The organism is Streptomyces sp. Go-475 (assembly GCF_003330845.1).
GTDB lineage: Bacteria > Actinomycetota > Actinomycetes > Streptomycetales > Streptomycetaceae > Streptomyces.
This window is the reverse complement of sequence record NZ_CP026121.1, coordinates 1,037,010-1,052,046: the sequence shown is the minus strand read 5'-3', so window position 1 is coordinate 1,052,046 and position 15,037 is coordinate 1,037,010. Positions and strand designations below refer to the sequence as shown.

Below are 15,037 nucleotides of genomic sequence, written 5' to 3'. Positions count from 1 at the left end.
GCGGGCGGCGGCTCCGAGGAGGTCGGTCGGTGGGCCGGTGCGGGCCGAGCGCGCGCTCGCTCGGCCCGTGGCGGGTCAGTCCCGTTGCCCGAGTACCTTCTCCAGGGCCCCGAGCGCCCCCTCGAGTTCCTCGCCGGTGATGGTGAGCGGCGGTGCCAGGCGGATCGTCGAGCCGTGCGTGTCCTTCGCCAGGATCCCCTCCCGCATGAGGCGCTCGCTGATCTCGCGCCCCGTGCCGAGCGCGGGGTCGACGTCGACGCCCGCCCACAGGCCGCGCGAGCGGAAGCCGACCACGCCCTTGCCGACCAGCCCCGCCAGGCCCTCGCGCAGGACCACACCCAGCTCGGCCGCCCGGCGCTGGAACTCGCCCGTCTCCAGCAGCTCGACGACCGCCGTGCCGACCGCCGCCGCCAGCGGGTTGCCGCCGAAGGTAGAGCCGTGCTCGCCCGGGTGCAGCACCCCGAGCACCTCCCGGCGCCCGACCACCGCCGACACCGGCACGATGCCGCCGCCCAGCGCCTTGCCCAGCAGCACCACGTCCGGCACCACGGACTCGTGCTCGACCGCCAGCGTGCTGCCCGTCCGGCCGAGCCCGGACTGGATCTCGTCCGCCACGAACAGACAGCCCTTGCGGCGAGTCAGCTCGCGCACGCCGGCCAGATAGCCGTCGTCCGGGACGATCACCCCGGCCTCGCCCTGGATCGGCTCGATCAGCACCGCCGCCGTCGTCTCGTCGACCGCCTCCTCCAGCGCGGCCAGGTCGTTGTACGGCACGATCCGGAAGCCCGGGGTGAAGGGCCCGAAGCCCGCCCGGGCCGTCTCGTCCGTGGAGAAGCTGACGATCGTCGTCGTCCGGCCGTGGAAGTTGTCCGCCGCCACCACGATCGTGGCCCGGTCCGCCGGGACGCCCTTGACGTCGTAGGCCCACTTGCGGGCCACCTTCACGCCGCTCTCCACCGCCTCCGCGCCGGTGTTCATGGGCAGCACCATGTCCTGCCCGGTCAGCGCGGCCAGCCGCTCGGCGAACTCCGCCAGCCGGTCGTTGTGGAAGGCCCGGGAGGTCAGGGTCAGCCGGTCGAGCTGGCGGTGGGCCGCCTCGATGAGCGCCGGGTGCCGGTGGCCGAAGTTGAGCGCCGAGTACCCGGCCAGCATGTCGAGGTAGCGGCGGCCCTCCACGTCCTCCACCCAGGTGCCCTCGGCGCGGGCGACGACCACGGGCAGCGGGTGGTAGTTGTGCGCGAGGACCGGCTCCTCCGCGCGGATCAGCTCCGCGGAGCCGCGGCTCCGCTGCGCGGCGGGGGTCTCCGGCGAGCCCTGGGTGCGGACGGGTGCGGTCATGAGCGGATCTCCCGGATCTCCTGGGTGCAGCACTTGATGCCGCCACCGGCCTTGCGGAACTCGGACAGGTCGACGGGGACGGGGACGTAGCCGCGGTCGGCCAGCTGCCCGGCCAGGCCCGTCGCCCCCGGCGAGATGAACACGTGGCGCCCGTCGGAGACGGAGTTGAGCCCGAACGCCAGCGCGTCCTCGCGGGTGGCGAGCACCGCGTCCGGGTACAGCCGGGCCAGCACCTCGCGGCTGCCCGGCGAGAACGCCTCGGGGTAGTAGGCGATGTTCCCGTCGTGCCCCTCGTCGAGGACGAACAGCGCCGTGTCCAGGTGGTAGAAGTACGGATCCACCAGCGTCAGGCTGATCACCGGCGTCCCGAAGTACTCCTGCGCCTCACTGTGGGCTTCCCGGGTCGTACGGAAGCCCGTCCCGGCCAGGATCCAGCGCCCGGCCGGGACCAGATCGCCCTCGCCCTCGCAGACCGACTCGGGGTGGTACACCTCGTAGCCCTCCGTCTTGAACCACGCCTCGTACGGCACGGACTCGGGACGGCGCTCGGGCGCGTGGAAGAGGGAGCCGAAGACGCGGCCGTCGACGACGACCGCCGCGTTCGCGGCGAAGACCATGTCGGGCAGGCCGGGCACGGGTTTCACAGTGTCCACGGTATGGCCGTGGGCCCGGTAGGCGTCGACCAGCGCCTGCCACTGGTCCAGGGCGCGGAGCACGTCGACGGGTTCGTCGGGACGCATCCACGGGTTGATCGCGTACTGCACGGCGAAGTGTCTGGGTTCGCAGACGAGGTAGCGCCGCCGGCGCGGCACACGGGAGTCGGGCACAGAGGGGTCCCTCCGCTTCCTCACGGTGTGTGACTGGGGGTTGACACAACGGTAGGAACTGCCGGAGGGGGACGACAAGAAACAAAGGTTGCGCGTGCGCGCAGGAACGCTGCGTCTTGCGGCCGGTCAGCGCACGTCCGCTGCGCCGCCCGGGGGCTCCTCCGGCGCGGGCTGGCTGGCCCCCGCCTCCGGGCTCTCCGGAAGCAGATGCGACAGCACCATCACGCTGATCGTCTTCCGGATGAACGGCTCCTGGCGGATCCGCTCCAGCACCTCCTCGAAGTGCTCCACGTCCCGGGCCCGCACGTGCAGCAGCGCGTCCGCGCCGCCGGTCACGGTCATCGCCGCGGTGATCTCCGGGTAGTCGCGCACGACCTCCGCCAGCCGCCGCGGCGGGGCCGCGCCCTCGCAGTACACCTCGACGTAGGCCTCCGTGCGCCAGCCCAGCGCCGACGGCTTCACCGTGGCCGTGAACCCGGTGATCACGCCCGCCTCACGCAGCCGGTCGACCCGCCGCTTGACCGCCGTGGCCGACAGCCCGATCGCCGTGCCGATCTCCGCGAACGACGTCCTGGCGTTCGCCATCAACGCGGTGATGATCTTCCGGTCGAGTTCGTCGAACGGCGCGGACGACCTGCTGTTCATGCGGGCACTGTATCCACGTGTCCGAACAGCGGGGATCGCCCTACACTCCGGGTTCATGCTGCGCGCCCTGGCTGTCGACGACGAACGCCCCTCGCTCGAGGAACTGCTCTACCTGCTGCAGGCCGACCCCCGCATCGGCAGCGCGGAGGGCGCCGGCGACGCGACCGAGGCCCTGCGCCGCATCAACCGCGCCCTGGAATCCGGCCCCGGCGGGCCCGAGGCGATCGACGTCGTCTTCCTCGACATCCAGATGCCCGGCCTCGACGGCCTCGACCTGGCCCGGCTGCTCACCGGCTTCGCCCGGCCCCCGCTCGTCGTGTTCGTCACCGCCCACGAGGACTTCGCGGTGCAGGCCTTCGACCTCAAGGCCGTCGACTACGTCCTCAAGCCCGTCCGCAAGGAACGCCTCGCCGAGGCCGTCCGCCGGGCCGCCGAGCTGCGCGGCGCCGCCCCGCGCATACCCGTCAGCGAACCCGACCCGGACCACATACCCGTCGAGCTGGGCGGCGTGACCCGGTTCGTCGCCGTCGACGACATCACCCACGTCGAGGCCCAGGGCGACTACGCCCGCCTGCACACCGACAAGGGCAGCCACCTGGTGCGCATCCCGCTGTCCACCCTGGAGGAGCGCTGGCGCTCCCGCGGCTTCGTCCGCATCCACCGCCGCCACCTCGTCGCCCTGCGCCACATCGGCGAGCTCCGCCTCGACGCCGGCACCGTCAGCGTCCTCGTCGGCTCCGAGGAACTCCAGGTCAGCCGGCGCCACACGCGCGAACTGCGCGACCTGCTCATGAGGAGGCCGTGACGGTGCCCCAGGACCACACCGAGCGCCGCGTCGTCGTCACCGGCCCGCCCCGCCAGACCCGACGGACCTCCTCGGGCTACTACCGCCCGCGCACCGAGATCGACGAACAGACCACCCTCGGCCACACCTACGTCCGCTCCCTGATGCGCACCCAGCTGCGCGCCGCCCTCACCGTCTTCGCGATCCTCGGCCTGCTCGTCGGCCCCCTCCCGCTGCTGTTCGCCGCCCTGCCCGACGCCCGCCGCCTGGAGTGGGCCGTCCTCGGCTTCGGCCTCTACCTCCCCCTGGTCCTGCTCGCCCGCTGGTACGTCCGCCGCGCCGAACGCAACGAGCGCGACTTCGTCCGCCTCGTCGAAGACCGCTGACCCCACCCCATGAACTCCAGCTACGCCGTCCCCGCCGTCGCCCTGGTCGTCGTCGCCACGGTCCTCGTCGGCGCCTTCGGCCTGCGCATCTCCCGCACGACCTCCGACTTCTACGTCGCCTCCCGCACCGTCGGCCCCCGCCTCAACGCCGCCGCCATCAGCGGCGAGTACCTCTCCGCCGCGTCCTTCCTCGGCATAGCGGGCCTGGTCCTGGTCCAGGGCCCCGACATGCTCTGGTACCCCGTCGGCTACACCGCCGGCTACCTCGTCCTGCTGCTCTTCGTCGCCGCCCCGCTGCGCCGCTCCGGTGCCTACACCCTCCCCGACTTCGCCGAGGCCCGCCTCGCCTCCCAGGCCGTACGGCGGCTCGCCGGAGCCTTCGTCGTCGGCGTCGGCTGGCTCTATCTGCTGCCCCAGCTCCAGGGCGCCGGGCTCACCCTGACGGTGCTGACCGGGGCGCCCGACTGGCTCGGCGGCGTGATCGTCGCCGTCGTCGTCACCGCCATCGTCGCCGCCGGCGGCATGCGCAGCATCACCTTCGTCCAGGCCTTCCAGTACTGGCTGAAGCTCACCGCGCTGCTGGTCCCGGCCCTGTTCCTGGTCCTCGCCTGGCAGAGCGACGGCGCCCCCCAAAACGCCTTCGACGAACCGGCCACCTTCCGCGAGCAGCGGGTCGTCCGCGTCGACGACAGCGTCGACCTGAAGCTGGAGCGACCGCTGACCGTCACGGTCACCGGCACCGTCGACGGCCGCGCCCACACCGACACGCGCCTGGACCTGCCGGCCGGCACCCACCACATCGAACGCGGCACCCGGCTCACCTTCGCCGAGGGCGCGACCGTCCCCGCGGCCGAGCGCAGCGCCGGCGGCGACCTGTCCCCGTCGCAGGCCGAGAGCCGTACGGAACGCCCGCTGTACGCCACGTACGGGCTGATCCTCGCCACGTTCCTCGGCACCATGGGCCTGCCGCACGTCGTGGTCCGCTTCTACACCAGCCCGCACGGCGTCGCCGCCCGCCGCACCACCGTCGCGGTCCTCGGCCTGATCGGCGCCTTCTACCTCCTGCCCCCGGTCTACGGCGCCCTGGGCCGCCTCTACGCCCCTGAACTGACCCTCACCGGGGACCCGGACGCCGCCGTCCTGCTGCTGCCCGACCGGATGATCGGGGGAGTGGGCGGTGACCTCCTGGGCGCGCTGGTCGCGGGCGGCGCCTTCGCCGCGTTCCTGTCCACGGCCTCCGGCCTGACCATGGCCGTCGCGGGCGTCCTCACCCAGGACGTGCTGCCGTCCCGGGGTGTCAGGCACTTCCGGCTCGGGACGGTCCTCGCGATGGCCATGCCCCTGGCGGCGAGCGTCCTGGTCGGCGGGCTCCCCGTCGCCGACGCCGTCGGGCTCGCCTTCGCCGTCTCCGCGTCCTCGTTCTGCCCGCTGCTCGTCCTCGGCATCTGGTGGCGGCGGCTGACGCCGCCCGGCGCGGCGGCGGGGATGCTGGTCGGCGGCGGCTCGGCCCTGCTCGCCGTCGCCGCGACCATGGCGGGCTACCCGGGCGAGGGCGCCGCCCTGCACGCCCTGCTCGCCTGGCCCGCCCTGTGGTCGGTGCCGCTGGGCTTCCTCACCATGATCATGGTCTCCCTGGCCACCCCCGGCCGGGTCCCGCCGGGCACGGCGGCCGTCCTGGCCCGCTTCCACCTGCCCGAGGAACTGCGCACGGAGGTGACGGCATGAGCGACTTCCTGGCCGGCCTGTGCGTCGCCGTCCTCCCGGTCCTGGCCCTCGGCGTCTGGCTGGGCCGGCGCACCGCCCGGGCCAAGAGCCTCGCCGGCCTCGGCACCCCCGTCGAGCACGCCACCTTCGAGACCCTGCACACCGCCTCCCTCGCCGCGCCCCCGCTCCGGGCCGGCCTGACCGAGGAGACCGCCCGCAAGTCCGCCCGCAAACTGCGCTCCCTGCTCGGCACCGACGCCCTCTGCCTCACCGACCGCGAACAGGTCCTGGTCTGGGACGGCGACGGCGCCCACCACCGCACCCAGATCATGGAACGCCTCGCCGGTCCCCTGGACAGCGGCCGGGGCGAGGCCTTCGCCCTGACCTGCGACCGCCTGGACTGCTCGGTGCGCTGGGCGGTCGTCGCCCCGCTCACCGTCGACGACCGCGTCCACGGCGCCCTGGTCGCCTGCGCGCCCCGCGAGTCCGCCGTCCTGGTCCGGGCCGCCGGCGAGGTCGCCCGCTGGGTGTCCGTGCAACTGGAGCTGGCGGACCTCGACCAGTCCCGCACCCGCCTCATCGAGGCCGAGATCAAGGCCCTGCGCGCCCAGATCTCCCCGCACTTCATCTTCAACTCGCTCGCGGTGATCGCCAGCTTCGTCCGCACCGACCCCGAGCGCGCCCGCGAGCTGCTCCTGGAGTTCGCCGACTTCACCCGCTACTCGTTCCGCCGGCACGGCGACTTCACCACCCTCGCCGACGAGCTGCACGCCATCGACCACTACCTGGCACTCGTCCGGGCACGCTTCGGCGAACGCCTCTCCGTCACCCTCCAGATCGCCCCGGAGGTACTGCCCGTCGCCCTGCCCTTCCTGTGCCTCCAGCCGCTCGTCGAGAACGCCGTCAAGCACGGCCTGGAGGGCAAGGCCGTCTCCTCGGGCAAGTGCCACATCCAGATCACCGCCCAGGACGCGGGCGCCGAGGCCCTCGTCGTCATCGAGGACGACGGCGCCGGCATGGACCCCGACCTGCTGCGCCGCATCCTCGCCCGCGAGGTCAGCCCCTCGGGCGGCATAGGGCTCTCCAACGTCGACGACCGGCTCCGCCAGGTCTACGGCGACGACCACGGCCTCGTCATCGAGACGGCCACGGGCGCGGGCATGAAGATCACCGTGCGGCTCCCCAAGTACCAGCCGGGCGTGCACTCGGCGGGCCGGCTGACCCGGGAGTGAGCCCTCAGGTGCTCTTCGTGGTGGCCACCATCCCCAGGGTGATCAGGCCCAGGACGACCCAACCGAACCACAGCCAGCCGTTGCTGCCGAGCGCCACCGTGTAGGCCGTCACCACGACGAGGCCGCCGACGGTGAGCACTCCCATGGTCTTCGTCGAGTTTGAACCGTTCGTGGAACCGGGCATCGCAACACCCTCCTCATGGTTCGGTCCCCTCCATGGTGCCCCCGTTCTGCCTCCTGACGGTGCAGACGACGACATGAGTACCGGATTTCCAGGGGCCCTCGCTGGTCCACGAACCGGCTTCGTAGACGGACGGATCGAAGCCGTAGTCGCGCGGGGGGACGTCCCGCGCGCACGCCGCGTCCGATGAGGTCCGCGCCTCGGCGAGCGTCACGTCCGCGCCCAGCCGGGTGAACCCGAGCACCTGTTCGTCGTACCGCCCGCCGCACGGCACCAGCCGCGCCTCCCGGTTCGAACGGACGTCCAGACAGTCGCGCTTCTGCATGGTCGCGGTGTCGGCGAACGGCGTACCGAATCTACGCCGCTCGCCGAGCGGCCCGTACAGCGGCCCGTGCGCGCCGAGCACCAGGCAGGCCGTCCGCCGCCCGGCCGCCTCGAACCCGGTGGCGCTCGGTACGACGGCGTGGCTGCGGACATCGGCGAGCCGCTCCCGCAGCTCCCGCGTCCGCTCCTCGCACCGGGCCGGACCCAGCTTCCGCGCCTCCGCCGCGGAGGCGGCCTCCACGAACGCCAGCACCTGCCCGTCGGGCACCTTGTCCCGGCAGGTCGGATCCAGCGTCAGGCGGGGCGTCCCGGCGAAGCGGCTCCCGCCGGGCCAGTCGGCGAGCACGCAGTCCCCGTCCGCGAGCGGTTTCCCCAGCCCGACGGCGTCTCCGTACGGCGCCCCCGTCCCGCCGCCCTCCGGGCGGTCGCCCAGCGCGTACCAGACGCCGCCCAGGGCGAGGACCAGCCCGAGACCGCAGGCGGCGACGGCCCGCAGGGCGGGGGAGCGCCTGCGCCGCCGCGTACCGGACGCGGCGACGACGGGTCCGAGGCCGCCCGGCCCGGCTCCCGCCTCCCAGGGGGACGGCGACCCGGGATCGGTCCGGGTCCGCTCGTACGCCTCGGACCGGGACGCGACGAGCCCCGACAGCGCGGCCTCCGCCTCCGGCGCGGTCATCCGCAGGTCCGGGTCCTTGGCGAGCAGCCCGCGCAGCACGGGTTCCAGCGCACCGGCCCGCACCGGCGGGCGCGGTTCCTCCATGACCACCGCGGTGAGCGCCGCCAGCTGCGACTCCCGCTCGAAGGGGCTGCGGCCCTCGACACCGAAGTACAGCGTGCAGCCCAGCGAGAACAGGTCCGCGGCCGGTGTCGGCGTACCGCCGGAGGCGCGCTCCGGCGCCAGATACCCGGCCGTGCCGACCAGTACCGACGCCCTGGTGTAGCGCGTCTCACCCGCGTCCGGCTGCACCGAGATGCCGTAGTCGGTGAGCAGGACCCGCCCGTGGGGCGCGCCCGTGCGGTCCGGCGCGAGGAGGATGTTCGCCGGTTTCACGTCCCGGTGCATCACGCCCCGCTCGTGCCCGGCGGTCAGCGCGTCCAGCACGGCGAGGCCGACCCGGGCGCACTCGGCCGGGGCGAGCGGTCCGCGCCGGGCGACCAGCTCCCGCAGGTCGACGGCGCCCGTCACGTACTCCATGACGATCCACGGCAGCCCCTCGTGCTCCAGCACGTCGTGCACCGTCACCACGTGCGGGTGGCCACGCAGTCCGGCCGCGTGCCGGGCCTCCGCACGGGCCCGCGCGACCCGCGCCTCCCGCTCGTGACCGGCCTCGGCCGGGTCGCGGAACACGATCTCCTTCAGCGCGACCTCGCAGGCCAGTCTCTGGTCGTGGGCCAGCCAGACGTGCCCCATGCCGCCGCTGCCGAGCCGTCGCAGCAGCAGATAGCGGCCGGCGACGACCCGGCCCGCTCCCGACGTCGCAGATCCTGAGGACATCCGGTGCCTCCCGGGGTCGGCGGGGGTGCTAAGGGGTGGCGCTCGATGCGGGTGTGGTGGTCACCGGGGGCGGTGAGTCCGTGGTCTGCGGCGGTGAGCTGGAGGTCTGGGGCGGCGGACTGGTCGTGCGCGGCGGTGAGCTGGGGGTCCGTTGCGGCGGACTGGTCGTGCGCGGCGGTGAGCTGGGGGTCCGTTGCGGCGGACTGGTCGTGCGCGGCGGTGAGCTGGAGGTCTGGGGCGGCGGACTGGACGTGCGCGGCGGTGAGCTGGTCGTCTGGGGCGGCGGACTGGACGTACGGGGTGGTTGGCTGGTGGCCTTCGGCGGTGTGTCGGTGCCGGTGTCGGTCGGCGGTGAGCTGGTCGTCGCAGGCGGAGCACTGCTCCGGGGCGGGGCGGCACTCGTCGCGGGCGACCCGGAAGCGGGCGACCCGGAACCGGGCGACCCCGAGCCCGGCGGCGCGGCAGTCGACGAGGACGGTCCGGAGCTGGACGGCGCGCTACTCGACCGAGGCCGCTGCGAGGGCGGCTCCTGACTCGTCGGCCCGCCACTCGGCGCACCGCTACTCGTCGCACCGCCACTCGTCGGCCCGGCCTCGGTCGGCCTGACCCCGGTCGGCCCGGCACTCGTCGGCGTACCCGAACCGGCGGGGGGAGCCGGGGGAGTGGTGGCCACCCGCACCGTCACATACGCCCCGAACGGCAGCTCGGCCCCCGCCCCCGGCTCGGTCGAGACGACCCGCGCCCGGTCAGGCGGCAGCCCCTCACCCCCGTACGCGACCGCCAGCCCCGCGTCGGCCAGCCGCCGGCTCGCCTCCCCGAACGTCGTCCCGGCGAGCCGCGGCACGGCCCGCCGCTCCGTCGCGTCGAAGTCGGAGTCGGCCTCACCCGTCGTCCCGACGGGCCGCTCGATCCCCCGCTCCGCGTCCTCGACGTCGACGAGGGCGATCCGCTCCAGTTCCCGGGAAGCGGGCCGTACGACCACCACCTCGGAACGGTCGTAGCCCTGCCACTTCTCGTTGCCGTCCTCGAAGGTGACCGATATCCGGCTCGTGTCGCCCTCGAAAGGCCGCAGGGGATTTCCGCACGAACATTTGACCGACGGAAGCCCCTTCTCATCGACGAGTACCGCGATTCCCGCCTGGAGCAAGGCGCGGAAGGGGACGGCCTTTCCCTTCTTGTAGTCGTGATTCAGGGCGAGCGTGTCGTGACGCAGGAGAACAGGGGTGAGCCGGTCGAGATATCCGGGGATCTGGTCCCTGCGGAGTTCGAGGGCGGTCGCCCACGCCCGTGCCTTCCCGGCGTTCCGGGGCGCGGTGAGGAACCGCTTCAACCGCTCGACGTCACAGATCTTCGGCTGCTCGGTCCCCCCGTACAACCCTGGCGTGTCGCCCTGCTGAAGCCCGCTCGGCACCGGCCGCGACCGTACCCGGGCATCCCGGCCGAGCCCGCTGTCCTCGGCGAAGAAAGGCGCCAGGGACGGCACCCCGGCGGCGACCGCCTTGACCTCGAACAGGGGAGTGTTCGCATCACACCCCCCGAGCGCCAGCAGAAAGACGACCAGGACAGCAAGCTTCCGCATCACCGCTCCCCCCTGCGGTTCCCCCCGACGCGTTTCATGCTACTGAAGGAAAATGCTATTCATCCGGGTTGTGGAAAAAGAGCAGAGGGAGGGAAAAGAGCGGCCTGGGGAGACGGAGGAAATCAGTTCCCGCGTGCGTGCAGCGAGCTCAAATAGGCGTTGTACGCCTCGAGTTCCTTGTCCCCGTCGCGGTCGGCGGCCCGGTCCTGGCGCTTGGCCTGCCGCTGCTCCGAGGCGTACCACTGGAACAGCAGCGCGATCAGCACCAGTACGGACGGGATCTCGCTGAACGCCCAGGCGATGCCGCCCGCCGCGTTCTGGTCGGAGAGCGCCTCGATGCCGAGGGAGGCGGGCGGGTTCTTGAACGTCTCGACCATCGGCTCGGACGCCATCATCAGCGCGATCCCGAAGAACGCGTGGAACGGCATGCCCGCGAACAGCTCCAGCATCCGCATCAGATAGCCCGGCCGGTGCGGCCCCGGGTCCACGCCCATGATCGGCCAGAAGAACACCAGGCCGACGGCGAGGAAGTGCACCATCATCGCGATGTGCCCCGGCTTGGAGCCCATCAGGGTGTCGAACAGCGGCGTGAAGTACAGCCCGTACAGGCTCGCGATGAACAGCGGGATCGTGAACGCCGGGTGCGTGACGATCCGCATGTACCGGCTGTGCAGGAACATCAGCAGCAGCTCGCGCGGCCCCTTGCGGCCCCGCCCCGCCGTCGGCAGCGCGCGCAGCGCCAGCGTGATCGGCGCCCCGAGCAGGATCAGGATCGGCGACACCATGCTGATCACCATGTGCTGCACCATGTGCACGCTGAACATGACCATGCCGTAGTCGTTCAGCTGGGTGCACATCATGAGCATGATGCTCAGGACGCCGATGACGAAGGCGACGGTGCGTCCCACGGGCCACTTGTCCCCGCGCCGCACGAGCCGCACGACACCCCACCCGTACAGTGCGAGTCCCACCAGGCAGGCGACGAGAAAGAACGGGTCGGTCGACCATTCCAGCCCTCGCCCCAGCGTGAACGGCGGCAGATCCATGGTCATGCCGTGCCCGCTGTGATCCATTCCGCCGGCTCCTGTTTCGTGGGGGTGTGCAGCAATCTGTCCGCCCCAAGAGTAGAACCGCCCCCGGTCACACAAGTGACCGGGGGCAAGGTTCAGGGGCGCGGGGAACTGCGCGATCAACCACACACCACCCGCACCCGTCCGACTGCGGCAACCTCAGAGAACAGTCTCCGCCTCGGCATACCGCTCGTCCGGCACGGTCTTCAGCGTCTCCACCGCCTCGGCCAACGACACCATCACTATGTCGGTCCCGCGCAGCGCGGTCATCTGCCCGAACTCCCCACGGTGCACGGCCTCCACCGCGTGCCACCCGAACCGCGTGGCCAGCACCCGGTCGTAGGCGGTCGGCGTACCGCCCCGCTGCACATGCCCGAGGATGACCGGCCGCGCTTCCTTCCCCAGCCGCCCCTCGAGCTCCACGGACAGCTGTCGTGCGATGCCCGCGAACCGCTCGTGCCCGTAGATGTCCTTGCCGCCCTCGTCGAACTCCATGGTCCCGGGGCGGGGCTTGGCCCCCTCCGCCGCCACCACGATCGCGAAGCGCTTGCCGGCCTCGAACCGCTCGCCGACCCGCCGGGTCAGCTCCTCTATGTCGAAGGGCCGCTCGGGCACGACGATGGCGTGCGCGCCGGCCGCCATGCCGGAGTGCAGCGCGATCCAGCCGGTGTGCCGGCCCATGACCTCGACCACCAGGACCCGCTGGTGGGACTCCGCGGTGGTCTTCAGCCGGTCCAGCGCCTCGGTCGCCACCCCGACGGCCGTGTCGAAGCCGAACGTGACGTCCGTGACCGCGATGTCGTTGTCGATGGTCTTCGGCACACCCACCACGGGCAGGCCGCTGTCCGACATCAGCCGCGCGGCCTTGAGCGTGCCCTCGCCGCCGATGGGGATGATCGCGTCGAGGCCGAGCTCCTCGACATGGCCCTTCGCCCGCTCCACACCGTCCCGCAGGTGGGAGGGCTGGACCCGGGAGGACCCGAGAATCGTGCCGCCGCGGGCGAGGATGCCGCCCACCGCGTCGAGGTCGAGCTTGAGGTAGTCGCATTCCAGGAGACCCTTCCAGCCGTCCCGGAAGCCGATGACCTCGTCGCCGTGGTCGACGACGGCGCGGTGCACGACGGACCGGATGACGGCGTTCAGGCCGGGGCAGTCGCCGCCGGACGTGAGGACACCAATGCGCATAGCCCGAATACCTTCTCAACGTGGGCCGGGGACCGGACCGCGTTGTCCGGCTGGAAACCCCGCCACCCTAGCGGCATCGAGGGGCCGGACCGAAGCACGCGTCCGCCTGCTGGACGACCCCGCTCACCTGTGCGGATGTGCCGTCAGACGGGCTGTTGACCAGCAGGTTGACGCGTGTCCCGGGTCAGCTGCGACGACCTGCTCAGGCAGGCTGCTGAGCAGCCGCGATGCGCTCGTTGCGCAGCGCCTCGTACCAGCGGTCGTCGGTCGGCGGCAGCGCGTTGACGTCGAGTGCCAGCTTCAGCAGCAGGTCCGCGATCAGCGGGTTGCGCGCGAGCACCGGACCGTGCATGTACGTGCCGAAGACGGTGTCGTTGTACGCGCCTTCCGTGCCGTCGCCCGTGCCGTTGCCGTTGCCCAGGCGCACCTGGGCCAGGGGGCGGGCGGTGGGGCCGAGGTGGGTGACGCCCTGGTGGTTCTCGAAGCCGGTCAGCGGGGGCAGGCCGAGCCGCGGGTCGATGTCGCCCAGCACGTCACCGACGCACCGCGCGCCCTCGCCGCGCACCGACACCACGTCCAGCAGGCCGAGGCCCGGCTCGCGCTGGCCGAGGTCGTTGATGAACTCGTGGCCGAGGATCTGGTAGCCGGCGCACACGGAGAACACGATGGCGCCGTTCTCCACGGCCCGGTGCAGTCCGCCGTCCCGGCGCAGCCGCTCGGCCGCGAGCCGCTGCGGGCGGTCCTCGCCGCCGCCGATCAGGTAGATGTCGCCGGACGTCGGGATCGGCTGGTCGCTGCGCACGTCCAGCCGGGCCACGTCCAGGCCGCGCTGCCGGGCCCGGCGCTCCACGACGAGGGCGTTGCCCTGGTCGCCGTAGGTGCTGAGCAGGTCGGGATAGATCCAGACGATGCGCAGTTGGTTGTCGCTCACAAAAGTCCCCTGACGTCTCGTGCTCAGTTGCCGACGCGGCGGCGCAGGTCCTGGAACGCCGTGTAGTTGGCGATGACCTCGATGCGGCCGGGCGGGCACGCGGCCACGGCCTGGTCGAGGTTCTCGTAGACCTGGAAGTGCTGGTCGGCCACCTCCAGCCGCACCGCGAGGTCCAGCCGCCGGTCGCCGACGACGCAGATCGGGTGGCCCGTCAGACGCGTGTAGTCGACGTCCCACAGCCAGGAGGTGTCGGTGCCGTCGGCGGAGCGCGCGTTCACGGAGAGGATGACCGGGGCGGGCGGCGGGTCGATCAGGGAGAACGTCTCCAGCCAGCCGGCCGGGTTCTTCGCCAGCAGCAGTCTGAGGTCGCGGCCCTGGAACTGGACGACGTCGTACCGCCCGGCCACCGCCTGCACCTGGTACATGCGCTCCAGCGCGACCTGCGGCGGCACCCCGAACACGGCGGCGACGGCGGCCGAGGAGGCGGCGTTGGCCTTGTTGGCGCGGCCGGGCAGCTGGAGGTGGATCGGCCAGGCCGAGCCGTGCGGGTCGAGGACGTGGTCGCCGGACAGGGCCCAGCTCGGCGTCGGGCGGCGGAAGCCGCACTCGCCGCAGTACCAGTCGTCGCCCGGACGCTGCATGACGCCGCCGCAGGACGGGCAGGACCAGGCGTCGTCCTTCCACATCTGCCCGGCGGCGACCCAGATCACGTTGGGGGAGGACGACGCCGCCCACACCACCAGCGGGTCGTCGCAGTTGGCCACGACCACGGCCTTGGAACCCGCGAGTCCCTCCCGCCAGTTCTCGGCGAGCATGCGGGTCTCGGCGGCGCGGTCGAGCTGGTCGCGGGAGAGGTTGAGCAGCGCGATGCACTTGGGGGCGGTGTCCCGGGCGACACCGGCGAGGTACTTCTCGTCGACCTCGATGACGCCGTACCGGGCGTCCGAGCCGCCGGCGAGCGCCGAGGTGATGCCGGCCGGCATGTTGGCGCCGAGCGCGTTGGAGACGACCGGGCCCGCCGCGCGCAGGGCCTCGGCGATGAGCCGGGTGGTCGTGGTCTTGCCGTTGGTCGCGGAGACCAGGATCACGTCCAGGTTCTGGGCGAGCCGGGCGAGGAGGTCGGGGTCGAGCTTGAGTGCCACCCGGCCGCCGATCACCGAACCGCTGCCGCGTCCAGCGGCGCGGGATGCCGCTGCGACCGCCTTGCCCGCGGTCACGGCCAGCTTGGCCCGCGGCGAGAGCGGGTCCGAGTTGCCTGCCATCAGTTCTCGATCCTCCTTGCGTACGCGCCGCGCCTTGAAGCCTGACGGCCACGTGGTGTGGACCTCAGCCTATCGAGATCCCTTCGCACTCCCG

The 15,037-nt window shown here is 72.6% G+C and carries 14 protein-coding genes and 1 pseudogene; 5 read left to right on the top strand and 10 right to left on the bottom strand.

From position 1 onward, the window contains the following. Window positions 1-75: 75 nt before the first annotated feature. From rocD to C1703_RS04690, 3 genes are all read right to left on the bottom strand, one after another. Window positions 76-1,338 carry an ornithine--oxo-acid transaminase gene (gene rocD / locus C1703_RS04700; protein WP_114250685.1) on the bottom strand — a complete coding sequence of 421 codons (1,263 nt, stop codon included), beginning with the start codon at window positions 1,336-1,338 and terminating at the stop codon, window positions 76-78. Next, window positions 1,335-2,165 carry a dimethylargininase gene (gene ddaH, locus C1703_RS04695; protein ID WP_114250684.1) on the bottom strand — a complete coding sequence of 277 codons (831 nt, stop codon included), beginning with the start codon at window positions 2,163-2,165 and terminating at the stop codon, window positions 1,335-1,337. The genes rocD and ddaH overlap by 4 nt, the downstream gene beginning before the upstream one ends. 126 nt (window positions 2,166-2,291) lie before the next feature. Next, a complete protein-coding gene (locus C1703_RS04690) occupies window positions 2,292-2,810 on the bottom strand; it encodes an Lrp/AsnC family transcriptional regulator (protein ID WP_114250683.1) in 519 nt (172 codons plus the stop codon). A gap of 55 nt (window positions 2,811-2,865) precedes the next feature. Here C1703_RS04690 and C1703_RS04685 point away from each other — a divergent pair, with 55 nt between their 5' ends. From C1703_RS04685 to C1703_RS04670, 4 genes are read left to right on the top strand one after another with little or no spacing between them, the layout of a single operon-like run. Next, window positions 2,866-3,615: a LytTR family DNA-binding domain-containing protein gene (locus C1703_RS04685; RefSeq protein WP_114250682.1), complete on the top strand. Its 750-nt coding sequence runs from the start codon at window positions 2,866-2,868 to the stop codon at window positions 3,613-3,615. A 2-nt stretch (window positions 3,616-3,617) separates the two neighbouring features. After that, window positions 3,618-3,980, top strand: coding sequence for a hypothetical protein (locus tag C1703_RS04680; RefSeq protein ID WP_114257298.1), 363 nt, complete (start codon window positions 3,618-3,620; stop codon window positions 3,978-3,980). A gap of 9 nt (window positions 3,981-3,989) precedes the next feature. After that, on the top strand, window positions 3,990-5,705 hold the full coding sequence (locus tag C1703_RS04675; RefSeq protein WP_114250681.1) for a cation acetate symporter: 1,716 nt from the start codon (window positions 3,990-3,992) through the stop codon (window positions 5,703-5,705). After that, window positions 5,702-6,916 (top strand): histidine kinase, encoded by a 1,215-nt coding sequence (locus C1703_RS04670; protein WP_114250680.1) that lies wholly within the window; start codon window positions 5,702-5,704, stop codon window positions 6,914-6,916. The genes C1703_RS04675 and C1703_RS04670 overlap by 4 nt, the downstream gene beginning before the upstream one ends. A 4-nt stretch (window positions 6,917-6,920) precedes the next feature. Here the strand turns inward: C1703_RS04670 and C1703_RS04665 are convergent, their stop codons facing one another. Together C1703_RS04665 and C1703_RS04660 are read right to left on the bottom strand one after the other, a co-directional pair. Continuing rightward, window positions 6,921-7,100: a hypothetical protein gene (locus C1703_RS04665; protein ID WP_114250679.1), complete on the bottom strand. Its 180-nt coding sequence runs from the start codon at window positions 7,098-7,100 to the stop codon at window positions 6,921-6,923. A gap of 13 nt (window positions 7,101-7,113) precedes the next feature. Beyond that, window positions 7,114-8,916: a serine/threonine-protein kinase gene (locus C1703_RS04660; protein WP_114250678.1), complete on the bottom strand. Its 1,803-nt coding sequence runs from the start codon at window positions 8,914-8,916 to the stop codon at window positions 7,114-7,116. A gap of 35 nt (window positions 8,917-8,951) precedes the next feature. Between C1703_RS04660 and C1703_RS40270 the strand changes: the two genes are divergently transcribed. After that, on the top strand, window positions 8,952-9,449 hold the full coding sequence (locus C1703_RS40270) for a hypothetical protein (RefSeq protein ID WP_343236429.1): 498 nt from the start codon (window positions 8,952-8,954) through the stop codon (window positions 9,447-9,449). A 194-nt stretch (window positions 9,450-9,643) separates the two neighbouring features. Here C1703_RS40270 and C1703_RS40265 read toward each other — a convergent pair. The 5 genes and pseudogenes from C1703_RS40265 to C1703_RS04635 form a co-directional block, all read right to left on the bottom strand. Next, window positions 9,644-10,495, bottom strand: a pseudogene (locus tag C1703_RS40265) (DUF6777 domain-containing protein); the annotation flags it as partial. A 122-nt stretch (window positions 10,496-10,617) separates the two neighbouring features. Then, entirely contained in the window at window positions 10,618-11,568 is a 951-nt protein-coding gene (locus C1703_RS04650) for a cytochrome c oxidase assembly protein (protein ID WP_114250676.1), read from the bottom strand. 156 nt (window positions 11,569-11,724) lie between these two features. Continuing rightward, the gene (locus tag C1703_RS04645) at window positions 11,725-12,750 is read right to left on the bottom strand and encodes a 6-phosphofructokinase (protein WP_114250675.1); all 1,026 of its coding nucleotides are present in this window, start codon (window positions 12,748-12,750) and stop codon (window positions 11,725-11,727) included. A 202-nt stretch (window positions 12,751-12,952) separates the two neighbouring features. Further along, the gene (locus tag C1703_RS04640; protein WP_114250674.1) at window positions 12,953-13,681 is read right to left on the bottom strand and encodes a glutamine amidotransferase; all 729 of its coding nucleotides are present in this window, start codon (window positions 13,679-13,681) and stop codon (window positions 12,953-12,955) included. Between the two features lie 23 nt (window positions 13,682-13,704). Then, entirely contained in the window at window positions 13,705-14,943 is a 1,239-nt protein-coding gene (locus C1703_RS04635; protein WP_037765659.1) for a MurT ligase domain-containing protein, read from the bottom strand. Between the last annotated feature and the right edge of the window lie 94 nt (window positions 14,944-15,037).

What these genes read in the sequence shown, in the direction of transcription:
- rocD (WP_114250685.1), bottom strand. Translation starts at nt 1,338, where the DNA reads ATGACCGCACCCGTCCGCACCCAGGGCTCGCCGGAGACCCCCGCCGCG.
- C1703_RS04690 (WP_114250683.1), bottom strand. Translation starts at nt 2,810, where the DNA reads ATGAACAGCAGGTCGTCCGCGCCGTTCGACGAACTCGACCGGAAGATC.
- C1703_RS04685 (WP_114250682.1), top strand. Translation starts at nt 2,866, where the DNA reads ATGCTGCGCGCCCTGGCTGTCGACGACGAACGCCCCTCGCTCGAGGAA.
- C1703_RS04675 (WP_114250681.1), top strand. Translation starts at nt 3,990, where the DNA reads ATGAACTCCAGCTACGCCGTCCCCGCCGTCGCCCTGGTCGTCGTCGCC.
- C1703_RS04670 (WP_114250680.1), top strand. Translation starts at nt 5,702, where the DNA reads ATGAGCGACTTCCTGGCCGGCCTGTGCGTCGCCGTCCTCCCGGTCCTG.
- C1703_RS04665 (WP_114250679.1), bottom strand. Translation starts at nt 7,100, where the DNA reads ATGCCCGGTTCCACGAACGGTTCAAACTCGACGAAGACCATGGGAGTG.
- C1703_RS04660 (WP_114250678.1), bottom strand. Translation starts at nt 8,916, where the DNA reads ATGTCCTCAGGATCTGCGACGTCGGGAGCGGGCCGGGTCGTCGCCGGC.
- C1703_RS04650 (WP_114250676.1), bottom strand. Translation starts at nt 11,568, where the DNA reads ATGGATCACAGCGGGCACGGCATGACCATGGATCTGCCGCCGTTCACG.
- C1703_RS04645 (WP_114250675.1), bottom strand. Translation starts at nt 12,750, where the DNA reads ATGCGCATTGGTGTCCTCACGTCCGGCGGCGACTGCCCCGGCCTGAAC.
- C1703_RS04635 (WP_037765659.1), bottom strand. Translation starts at nt 14,943, where the DNA reads ATGGCAGGCAACTCGGACCCGCTCTCGCCGCGGGCCAAGCTGGCCGTG.